Consider the following 6,000-nt stretch of genomic DNA (forward strand, 5'->3'; position numbering starts at 1 on the left):
AAACGCCGGAGTGTTCAGCCTTCCGGCGTCTTTTGCTTTCATCTTTTCGTGGTTAAGACGCCGACTCTTCTCTTATTCAATTTTAAAAGGCTTTGAGAAACAGAATTGGATAAAATGTCTAAAAATATCAGGTGGAGAAGAAATGGAGCCCCGTGAATTTAATTTGCCGCTCTTTGACTCGGAGGATTCTCTGTACACTCAGCCCCTACAGAAGGCCTTCGCTAACACTACAGCCTCATACAAGTTTCTTTGGTTTTTAGCTATCCTTGACCTAGTGAAGGAATCAGCTCCAACCTCCTTTCAGTCTCTTACGATTTCAACCCAAGATATATGTATAAGAATGGTGGCAAAAGCTTGGATTCCCACTCAACGATTTAAATTGTCCTTTGGACGTTTTGACAGCATTACTAAAATCATTAATGCATTGAAAATTGAACCTGACTTTCCTTTTAGCCCACACTACAAAGAAAATGATGCGGTAAGAGTTCTAGAAGCATTCGCCCAGAACTATCCTAAAAAATTTAAAAAAATCATCTTTTCTATTTTGATGAAATACGTGCCTCAATGTTTTCTTAATCCTTGGCATTTAAAGACAGCTGAAACACTTGAGGAATCTATTAAATGGGCAACATACCGAGATCCGTATTCTTTTCCTAGAAATAATGGAGAAGAAATAAAAATTTCTCCTGTTTGGCTCTCTTATTTTCGAGAGAATTATTCGCTCTTGAAAGACTTTGCCTATTGGAACTTCGCTGATTTCCTCCAAGCTAGAAATACAGCGGTACCGGGCCTCGTTAAAAAATTTGAACTTCCAGCTTCCAGATTAAGTCTTGATTCGCAGAGAAAATTTTGGCTTTCTTACTTGAATTCAGAACAAGTTACTACAGACATCTACGGTCACGAGTTCACAGCCGACAGTTTTTCTCTGGATCACTTCTTACCGTGGACATTCGTCGTCCACAATCAAATCTGGAACTTAACTCCAATAGAGAAAAGTCTCAACTCCTCAAAAAGCGATTTGATTCCTGATGAAGCTTTTGTTGCCCCCTTAGCTCGGCAGCATCAAAGTCTTGTTAAATACCACTACCGCACCGATCCGAACAAATCTAAAGATTTCTTTGAGGAGTATGAAAATTTCTTTGGAATAAGCATTGCGGATTTTGTTTCGGCTTCTGATACATTCGTTATCGACAAGTACAAGGAGCATGTCGATCCTTTGGCTAAAACGGCAATAAACATGGGGTTTCAATTATGGCAATAGATGTTAATAATCCATGTCTTTTCTGCAATCTGCCGAAAAATCTTCCGATTCAAGCGGAAAATGATTTGGCATTTGCCGTCTATGACGGCTTTCCGGTAAGTCCGGGACATGTGTTGGTAATACCAAAACGGCATGTGGCTAATTACTTCGATTTAACTTCTGACGAGCTCAAAGCAATCCAAGATCTGCTGGGTATCATGAAAAAAGAAGTTGATGAAAAATTTCATCCGGACGGATACAACGTGGGAGTTAATGTAGGAGAGCCTGCAGGACAGTCGGTTTTTCATGTCCATGTCCATCTGATCCCGAGATACAAAGGAGACGTCGCAAATCCTCGCGGCGGCGTTCGAGGCGTTATACCTTCAAAACAAAAGTATTGATGGAACAGAACTTATGCTACCAGCTTAAGTATCGGTGTTTCTCTTCTGTCAACTTCTTTGACAGCTTATCTTTTGTTACTTGGCCTAGGATACAACGCCAGTTCCACAAGATTTTTATCGGGATCTCTGAGGTAGATAGAGGTCATCGTACCTTTCCTTCCGTGTCTTTCAACGGGACCGGAAACGATGTTCAGGCCTTGGGTCCTGAGTTCTTCTTCAATTTTTTGCAATGGCTTATCTGTCGAGATTTCAATGCAAAAATCTCCGGTTCCGGGCTCGGCCAAAGCAGCCTTTGGTTCTAATTCTTGGCCTTTGATATGAAGGTTGATTTTGAATGCAGGCGCAAGAATTTCATATCTTGCCCCGTCTTTACGAACTTCAAATCCCAATTTTGAATAGAAATTCACCATCTCGTTGGGCTGAGCAGTTGTAAGAACAAAGTGGTCCAAAGATTGCAGAGAAAAAAGCGCTTCCATTTTTTTCTGATATAAAAAAGGACTGCGGAGAAATCTTTTTAAGAAGATCCTCAAGCAGTCCCTGCTCTTAAAAAAGAACTATTCCATGGCAGTTGGAGCCTTATCTAAGCCGAATGCTTTATGAAGGGCTCTAACGGCAAGTTCCATGTATTTTTCGTCAACAACGATAGATGTACGAATTTCGGAAGTAGAAATCATCTTGATGTTGATATTTTCTTCTGCCAATACTTTGAACATCTTAGCTGCAACACCGGCATGGCTTCTCATGCCGATACCAACACAAGAAATCTTAGCGATGGAAGCGTCAGTAAGGATGCCGTCTTCTTCAAGATACGGACTAACTTCGCTTTCAATAACACGGATAGCTTTATCAAGGTCGTTGCGGTTAACAGTGAAGCTGAAGTCGGTTAAGCCGTTCTTAGCGGCGTTCTGAACGATCATGTCGACTTCGATATTTGCTTCAGCAACGCTTCCTAAAATCTTATAAGCGATGCCGGGGATATCAGGTACGTGCGGGAGTGTAATTTTTGCTTCATCGCGGCTGAATGCGATGCCGGAAACAACAACTTTTTCCATTTTCGGATCTTCCTCAAAAGTGATTAGGGTGCCAGAGTTTGCTTCTTCTTCGACTGGAATATCAGGATCTGTAAGGCTAGAGAGAACTCTAGTCGGAACCTTATATTTACCAGCAAATTCAACGCTTCGAATTTGAAGAACTTTAGAGCCTAAAGAAGCCATTTCGAGAATTTCTTCAAAAGCCACTACATCCATTCTTCTTGCATCACTAACCACGCGCGGGTCAGTTGTGTAAATTCCGTCTACATCGGTAAAGATTAAGCATTCGTCAGCTTTCAAAGCAGCTGCGATAGCAACAGCGGAAGTATCGGAGCCGCCGCGGCCTAATGTAGTAATGTTTCCCTCTTCATCGCAGCCTTGGAAACCGGCGACGATAACGGCATTGCCTTCTTCCAGATCAGAAAGAATACGGTGAGCATCGATTTCTTTAATTCTGGCTTTTGTGAAAGCGCTGTCGGTCAAAACTTTAACTTGCGGACCTGTGTAGCTCTTAGCCTTTTTACCAATAGCCTTGAGAGCCATGGAAAGAAGACCGATGGTAACCTGTTCACCGGTAGAGGCCACAACGTCCAGCTCTCTAGGGTCAGGATTTTTTTGAATTTCCTTTGCCAAACCGATCAGGCGGTTAGTTTCTCCGCTCATTGCAGAGACAACAACGACAACCTGATGTCCGGCGTTTTGCCATTTAGCGATTCTTCGTGCGACATTCTTGATACGCTCAACGCTGCCCACAGAAGTACCGCCGTATTTTTGAACAATCAATGCCATTTCTTTTGATCTCGATGGGTTAAAAACAAGTCCTTCCAACTTTCGTCAATGTTTAGACTTCAGTAATAATTTATAGGATTTTTTACAGATTATTGCCATTTGCTTGTATTAATTGATGAAGAGCTTATGAATTAACAGGAGCAATCCCAAAAACAGGCAACATAAATCCACCAAGCAGAACAAGATAATCCCCGTCTTCAACCACTTAGAAACAGAAGACGTAATACTTACAACGATGGAAGAGACGGCATAGACAAAATTCCAAAGATAAAAGCCGGCGGCAGCTACTAAGAGAAGAATTCCTGCCCAAAAATCCGAGGGTGTGGCATACCGAACGAGAGCAATAACGGCTACGACAACCATTGCCCAACAAATGCTGCCAAGAATAAGTCTCTTGACGAATACCTTATATAAGTAAGATGCAGCGAGTATTGAATTATCTGACATAGTTTTGTTTCTTTAGAATAATTTGATTGTTAGCCGGATCTTTGAGCAAAACAGCTCTAACTGCCTCGCCTCCCGGGATAAGAATTTCGATTAATTCGTTATGCAGTCCTTTAGCATACAGCTGACAGCTTAACGCCAAAATATTGTTTTCCGTTGCGATATCGAAGTAAAAAGAGCATGGCTTGGAGTCTTCCAGAGGCTGCGGCCCGGGTGTTCGTTGCATAACACGAAGTTTCATCCCGCAGAGCTTAATATCTAAGCCGTCTTCGGCAGCTTTGATTTCCGCACCCAGCTTACGGTAAAACATCGCAAAATGATCAATATCATCAACCCAAACGATATTGCCCAGGAACTCTTTAAATTCAAATAAGTCCTGAATAGATTGAGTAAGACGGCTAGCCAGCACCGCTTTCGTTCCGGCAAGAACAATATCGCCCTGCTTTAAGTTAGGACGCTTTTGGAGATACTCATCATTTAGAACAATCTTGTCTCCGATGACTTTACCCACAGGAATTCTGTAAAGCGGTTTAGACCGTTTATTAACAGGATCCCAAACGTTCTTGTATTCGTAGACGTACCTGCTTGTACGCACCTTCTGAACGACAAAGTTAACTTGCGAGATGTCTTCTTCCACAGCGCTATTCAAAAATATTGTTTACCGTTATCTAACTACGATGAAATCTTCTGCAACCGCAATGACAATTCCAGCAAGAAAATTTAGAGCTGAACTCAGTCTTTCCGGTTACAAAACAGAAATCATTATTAACATTTATTCACTATATCACCGTCGAAGCACGGTCAAGAACGACGGCTCATTAAGTCGGGCGTTTAAAAAAAGAAATACGAGCTGAAGACATGAAGTCAACAGATTTCTTACGTTTTCTGAGCAGCTTAAAAATTAATTTGCCGGCCCGATTTGTTATGTGCCTCCATCAAACGAGGTCAAGAGATATGTTCCGGCAATCTCATTCCTGTTTTTAGAGTACGGAACACCTCGGAGTTATCGTGACCGCATAGCAAATCAAAGGTTTTGAAAAACAATCCTCCCAACTCTTCAACCATAGGTTTTAGCATCGGACGATCGGTTGCGATAAAAAGACGTTTCTTAAGACCCGGATCTTCTATCTTTCGGACAGAAAGAAGAGAAGTATCGTCTCCGAGAAGAATGTTTAACGGCGGAAGAATTGTCCAGCCTAATCCGTTTTCGACTGCTCTTATTACCGACCTTGTATTCTCCAACTCGTAACTGACTGTCGAGTTCAGCCCAATTCTTCTCAGGAAACTTTGGGCTTTCCGTCGATCGGCAGAGTTGGAGCGATAAGAAATGAAAGGCAGTCCAACGCGTCTAAAGGCACCTCTTTCAAAACTTCTCAACTCCTCGCTGAACTTTTTATTGCAAAGTACAAAATAAGACTCTTCCAAAATCAGATGCCGTATTCGGCCAGGACGGTCTGAAATGTCGGGCGCAATTGCGATGTCCAGCAAACCGTTTTCGAAGTCTTCCAGAATTTGAGGTATCAAGCCGGTTTGTACTTCCAGCGACTGAAGCTTCGGAATCAAAAACTGCTCTAACTTATCCGAAAAAAACCGTCTACCACCTCCGATAAACCAATCCTTAAAGACTTCACTTCTCGGTTTTCTTGAAGATTGAGTGAGTTTTGCATCAGCCTTGCCTCTTCGACAAAACGACGCGCACAACGCAGAACTTCTCTTCCCGCTCCCGTTAAGACCAAAGGACGAGATCCTCTTTCAAGCAAAGGCCTTCCTAATTTTTCCTCCAATTTCTCCACGGTTTGTGATACAGCCGACTGCGACACGCCTAATTCTTTGGATGCCGAAGTAAAACTGCCGCGCTCGGCAACCTTAATGAAGGTCAAAAATGCTGATGGCTGAAGGTCTTGTAAGTTCATATTCCGTGATTCGGTTATGGGATTTGTTGACATCCTCCTCTTCGTGAACGAAGACGATTCCCTACCACCACTACAACAGCCGTAGCCTATTGTTGTAGAAGGTCTCGTTGGGTTCCTGCTGACAACGGCCTTACTGCACCGTTCATTTCACAGGCTAACCGGGCGTGTCCCGCCCTTAATAC

The 6,000-nt window shown here is 42.6% G+C and carries 8 protein-coding genes; 2 read left to right on the forward strand and 6 right to left on the reverse strand.

The window, feature by feature from the left end; translation table 11 throughout:
* Nucleotides 1-142 precede the first annotated feature (142 nt).
* Complete coding sequence (locus ACYQ4O_RS11775) at nt 143-1,261, forward strand: HNH endonuclease domain-containing protein (protein ID WP_460175725.1); 1,119 nt, start codon at nt 143-145, stop codon at nt 1,259-1,261.
* Nucleotides 1,252-1,641: an HIT family protein gene (locus tag ACYQ4O_RS11780; RefSeq protein ID WP_460175726.1), complete on the forward strand. Its 390-nt coding sequence runs from the start codon at nt 1,252-1,254 to the stop codon at nt 1,639-1,641. Before ACYQ4O_RS11775 ends, ACYQ4O_RS11780 begins: the two co-directional genes overlap by 10 nt.
* A gap of 65 nt (nt 1,642-1,706) precedes the next feature.
* Here the strand turns inward: ACYQ4O_RS11780 and ACYQ4O_RS11785 are convergent, their stop codons facing one another.
* The 6 genes from ACYQ4O_RS11785 to ACYQ4O_RS11810 form a co-directional block, all read right to left on the reverse strand.
* Nucleotides 1,707-2,117: a VOC family protein gene (locus tag ACYQ4O_RS11785; RefSeq protein ID WP_460175727.1), complete on the reverse strand. Its 411-nt coding sequence runs from the start codon at nt 2,115-2,117 to the stop codon at nt 1,707-1,709.
* 78 nt (nt 2,118-2,195) lie between these two features.
* Nucleotides 2,196-3,461 carry an aspartate kinase gene (locus ACYQ4O_RS11790; RefSeq protein ID WP_217984039.1) on the reverse strand — a complete coding sequence of 422 codons (1,266 nt, stop codon included), beginning with the start codon at nt 3,459-3,461 and terminating at the stop codon, nt 2,196-2,198.
* Between the two features lie 108 nt (nt 3,462-3,569).
* Nucleotides 3,570-3,908, reverse strand: coding sequence for a hypothetical protein (locus ACYQ4O_RS11795; protein WP_460175728.1), 339 nt, complete (start codon nt 3,906-3,908; stop codon nt 3,570-3,572).
* Complete coding sequence (locus ACYQ4O_RS11800) at nt 3,898-4,542, reverse strand: hypothetical protein (RefSeq protein ID WP_460175729.1); 645 nt, start codon at nt 4,540-4,542, stop codon at nt 3,898-3,900. Before ACYQ4O_RS11800 ends, ACYQ4O_RS11795 begins: the two co-directional genes overlap by 11 nt.
* A gap of 308 nt (nt 4,543-4,850) precedes the next feature.
* On the reverse strand, nt 4,851-5,468 hold the full coding sequence (locus ACYQ4O_RS11805; RefSeq protein ID WP_460175730.1) for a LysR family transcriptional regulator substrate-binding protein: 618 nt from the start codon (nt 5,466-5,468) through the stop codon (nt 4,851-4,853).
* Between the two features lie 8 nt (nt 5,469-5,476).
* Nucleotides 5,477-5,851 carry a LysR family transcriptional regulator gene (locus ACYQ4O_RS11810; RefSeq protein ID WP_460175731.1) on the reverse strand — a complete coding sequence of 125 codons (375 nt, stop codon included), beginning with the start codon at nt 5,849-5,851 and terminating at the stop codon, nt 5,477-5,479.
* Nucleotides 5,852-6,000: the final 149 nt, after the last annotated feature.

This window comes from Turicimonas sp. TL08 (assembly GCF_054660695.1).

Excerpts from the sequence above, each read along its gene's own strand:
- ACYQ4O_RS11775 (WP_460175725.1), top strand. The coding sequence starts at position 143 with ATGGAGCCCCGTGAATTTAATTTGCCGCTCTTTGACTCGGAGGATTCT.
- ACYQ4O_RS11780 (WP_460175726.1), top strand. The coding sequence starts at position 1,252 with ATGGCAATAGATGTTAATAATCCATGTCTTTTCTGCAATCTGCCGAAA.
- ACYQ4O_RS11785 (WP_460175727.1), bottom strand. The coding sequence starts at position 2,117 with ATGGAAGCGCTTTTTTCTCTGCAATCTTTGGACCACTTTGTTCTTACA.
- ACYQ4O_RS11790 (WP_217984039.1), bottom strand. The coding sequence starts at position 3,461 with ATGGCATTGATTGTTCAAAAATACGGCGGTACTTCTGTGGGCAGCGTT.
- ACYQ4O_RS11795 (WP_460175728.1), bottom strand. The coding sequence starts at position 3,908 with ATGTCAGATAATTCAATACTCGCTGCATCTTACTTATATAAGGTATTC.
- ACYQ4O_RS11810 (WP_460175731.1), bottom strand. The coding sequence starts at position 5,851 with ATGTCAACAAATCCCATAACCGAATCACGGAATATGAACTTACAAGAC.